Source organism: Fusibacter sp. (genome assembly GCF_057447755.1).
The window spans coordinates 1-3722 of sequence record NZ_JBVBZF010000341.1; the positions used below are offsets into that span (position 1 = coordinate 1).

The window sequence follows — 3722 nt, forward strand, 5'->3', positions numbered from 1 at the left end:
TAGCCAAACGACCAGAGATCTGCTTAGCCACATCATAGACAGTGATGCCTTTTTCAACTTCACGAATCGAGCCATCTTTTAATGTTAATTTGATCATTGACATACTAAATTCCTCCATTTCCTTTTTATAAATATAAATTGTCATTAAATTACGCGTTTTGAACCTACATGGCAAGAGTTTGGCGGTTCCAACAAGATTTGTACCCTCTTAAGATGTCATAAACCATTTCCTCAAACTCTGTATGATTTTGAGTGTTCGCCTTTCGCAAGTTGGAAATTCTTGCTCAAATCTGGGTGAAAACTAATGATTTATAATAAAAAAACTCCCGTGCCTAGCAAACAATGCTAGGGACGAGAGATTCACGCGGTTCCACCCTAATAGTCATGAAAAATCATGCCACTTTACAACCTTTAACGCGGTTAAACGCTTGACTTTCAAAGTTTAAAACTCCTAATCACCAAGTGCTAGAAGGGAGTATTCATCTTAAAATCACCCTAAATTGTATTTCAGCCAAGTACAATTCTCTCTAAAGGAACTTTAAGACTAATGACCTTCATCATCGCCTAATATTAAAGTTATTTTACTCTCAAAATCTATCTTTGTCAATATAAGGTGTACTCAATTCACAAACAGTTCATCATTTTATGAAGGCCTTTTTAAAGTTCAAAGCACGTTCTTAGAGATTTCGTAATCACCTCTTTATGAAGCGTTGTCGCAAAGGTATCGACCGGCATACTTCCTATTTCGCCAAGATCTCTTGAGCGAACAGAAACCTCCCCCTTATTTGCATCTTCATCACCAATGATAAGCATATATGGATTCTTTTCGAGTTGTGCTTCTCTGATTTTATAACCAATTTTTTCAGCACGATCATCAATTTCAACTCTAAAGCCATATTTTCTTAACTGAATTTTTACTTGATTTGCATATTCATTATGTCGTTCAGATAATGTTAATATCTTGACTTGAGTGGGTGCCAGCCAAGCAGGAAACTTCCCGTGATACTTCTCTATTAGCATGGCTAATGTTCTTTCATAACAGCCTATGGACGTTCTGTGGATGACAATAGGATGTTTCTTTTCGCCATCTTGATCAACATAAGTCATATCAAATCGCTTTGCCAGTGAAAAATCTATTTGAACAGTAATGATGGTATCCTCTTTGCCATGAACATTTTTGAACTGTATATCAAGCTTGGGTCCATAAAATGCCGCTTCACCAATTGCTTCTTCATAATTAAGATTCAAATGATCCAAGATAGTCCTCATCGCATTTTGTGTCTCTTCCCATTGTTCAAATGAACCAACGTATTTCCCCTTGTTGTCAGGATCCCATTTTGAGAAGCGATATGAAACATCTTCTATGATTCCCAGTGTTGTCATCATATAGTTGATTAAATCAACAACACCTTTAAACTCAGATTCAAGTTGGTCAGGCGTTACCATAAGATGTCCTTCAGAAATGGTGAATTGTCTCACTCTTATTAGGCCATGCATCTCGCCGGAGGATTCATTTCTAAAAAGGGTTGAGGTTTCAGAAAGCCTCATCGGAAGATCTCTGTAACTCCTCTGCTTTGTCTTATATACATAGAACTGAAATGGACAAGTCATTGGTCTAAGTGCTAAAGCATCATCCTCAGATTCACCAGTAGGAATTACAAACATACCATCTCTATATAAATCCCAATGCCCTGATATTTTATAAAGGTCTGATTTTGCCATAATGGGCGTCTTCGTTAGCAAATAGCCACGGTTTTCCTCTTCATCTTCAACAAAGCGCTGAAGGATTTGCAATATCTTAGCACCTTTTGGCATCATAAGTGGCAAGCCTTGGCCAATGACATCCACCGTTGTGAATAGATCAAGTTCTCTCCCTACTTTGTTGTGGTCTCTTTTTTTCGCCTCTTCAAGCTTCTCAAGATGTGCTTCCAACAGACTTCTCTTTGGAAATGATACACCATATATTCTCTGGAGCATCTCATTTTTTTCATCACCTTTCCAATAAGCACCTGTTGCACTTAAGAGTTTAATGGCTTTTACATCACCAGTATTTAAGAGATGGGGACCACTGCAAAGGTCCATGAACTCACCTTGCTTATAAAAACTGATTTCCACATCATCTGATAAAGCTTCTATCAATTCAAGCTTATAGGGTTCATTCTTTCCCTTGAAATAGTTAATTGCTTCAAACCTAGTCATTGAAAGCTTTATAATCTCATATTTGGATTTAATAATCTTATCCATTTCTTTTTCTATTTCAATTAGGTCTTCGGGTTTAAAAGGCTGTGCCACGCCAAAGTCATAATAAAATCCCTTTTCAATAGCTGGACCAATCCCAAGTTTAGCTTCAGGATAAAGTCGTTTTACAGCATGGGCTAGAATATGCGCTGAGGTATGTCTATAAACTGCTTTTCCTACCTCATCTTCAAAAGTAAAGAACTTCACACTTGCATCTTCATTTAACAAGGCATCAAGACCTGTGAGCTGATCGTTAAGGGTGGCTGTCATCACTTCCTTCCCAAGTCTTCCTGATATTTGTTTAGCAAGTTCCAGTAATGTGGTACCTTTAGTCACCTCTTTGATTGAGCCGTCTTTTAAAGTGATTTTTACGTCAGTCATCTTAATCCCTCCTTCATTTGATCTTGAAAATATTGTTTTAAAAATAAAAAAACTCCCATCCCTAGCCTATGCTAGAGACGAGAGATTCCCGCGGTTCCACTCTATTTGTCACGTAAACCGTGCCACTTTAAGGATGTATAACGTCATCACACGCTCAATTTTTAAGTAATCCCATTGATTCACATTCATTGAGGGCTAGAAGGTGGTTTTCACAAAGTTATCACATAAAATGTATTTCAGCCAAGTACATTTCTCTCTTTATGCATAAAAATTGCTACTCTTCTTCGTAATTGCCATGTTTATTGGATTAAATGAATAATACGCCAAATTATCTCTTGTGTCAAATCTTTTTTTCATCGTCTTATAAAATCATCAATACGATTATCCCTTGTACAATACCGATGAAAAAGCCTATGACCCCACCGAGAATTTCAATTGCTTTGAGCTCAGTCTTAGCTATTTTAAGTGTCATTTCTTCAAGTTTTTCAAAATCATATGTGTTGAGTTTATCTTCAACCATTTGACTGATATCAACACTTTCAATCACCTTATGACTCAATTTTTCTGTCATTTCAACAATCATTTGTTCACCATTTTGATCGATGATTTCACCAATATTAGATATGATTGCATTTTTAAACATCGACGGTATGATGGCAGGCATTTTTTCTTCAGCCAATACCAAAACTTTTTCCTTAATTAAGGCAACAATTTGCTGTTTATCGGTGTCTTCAATAATATGATCCACAATCTGTTCAATTGAAATCAATTCTTCTTCAACAATTTCACCAATTGACTTTGAAATATCAGCCTTTCGCTTTGGAATTAAACCTTGTATTTTAAAAGGCGTCAAAGGAATTTTAATTGGATTTATAGGTCTAAACAAAAGCTTTATCGCAATGACATTTGTCATCCATCCAATTACGCCACCAATTGTTGCCAATATTAGTAATTTCAATATCATTTCTTGCACCTTGCTTTCTGTAATTAAATTATTATTTTTGATGATATGAGTATAGCACAATCATATGTGACTTTCACTAAAATTAAGTTATTTTAAGATTAGAAATCGAATATGAAAATAGAGCCAATATCTTCTAATA

3 protein-coding genes and 2 other annotated features are annotated in these 3722 nt (G+C 35.8%); all 3 genes read right to left on the bottom strand.

The annotated features are described in order from the left end of the window. A partial coding sequence (locus tag AC220I_RS19775) for a TGS domain-containing protein (protein ID WP_486725591.1) occupies nucleotides 1-145 on the bottom strand: 145 nt, incomplete at its 3' end. A gap of 199 nt (nucleotides 146-344) precedes the next feature. Next, nucleotides 345-570 (bottom strand) — a binding site (T-box leader). A gap of 87 nt (nucleotides 571-657) precedes the next feature. Then, complete coding sequence (gene thrS, locus AC220I_RS19780) at nucleotides 658-2619, bottom strand: threonine--tRNA ligase (protein WP_486725589.1); 1962 nt, start codon at nucleotides 2617-2619, stop codon at nucleotides 658-660. Nucleotides 2620-2689: 70 nt separating this feature from the next. Beyond that, nucleotides 2690-2919 (bottom strand) — a binding site (T-box leader). Between the two features lie 61 nt (nucleotides 2920-2980). After that, nucleotides 2981-3583, bottom strand: a complete 603-nt coding sequence (locus AC220I_RS19785; protein ID WP_486725590.1) for a DUF445 domain-containing protein — start codon at nucleotides 3581-3583, stop codon at nucleotides 2981-2983. Nucleotides 3584-3722: the final 139 nt, after the last annotated feature.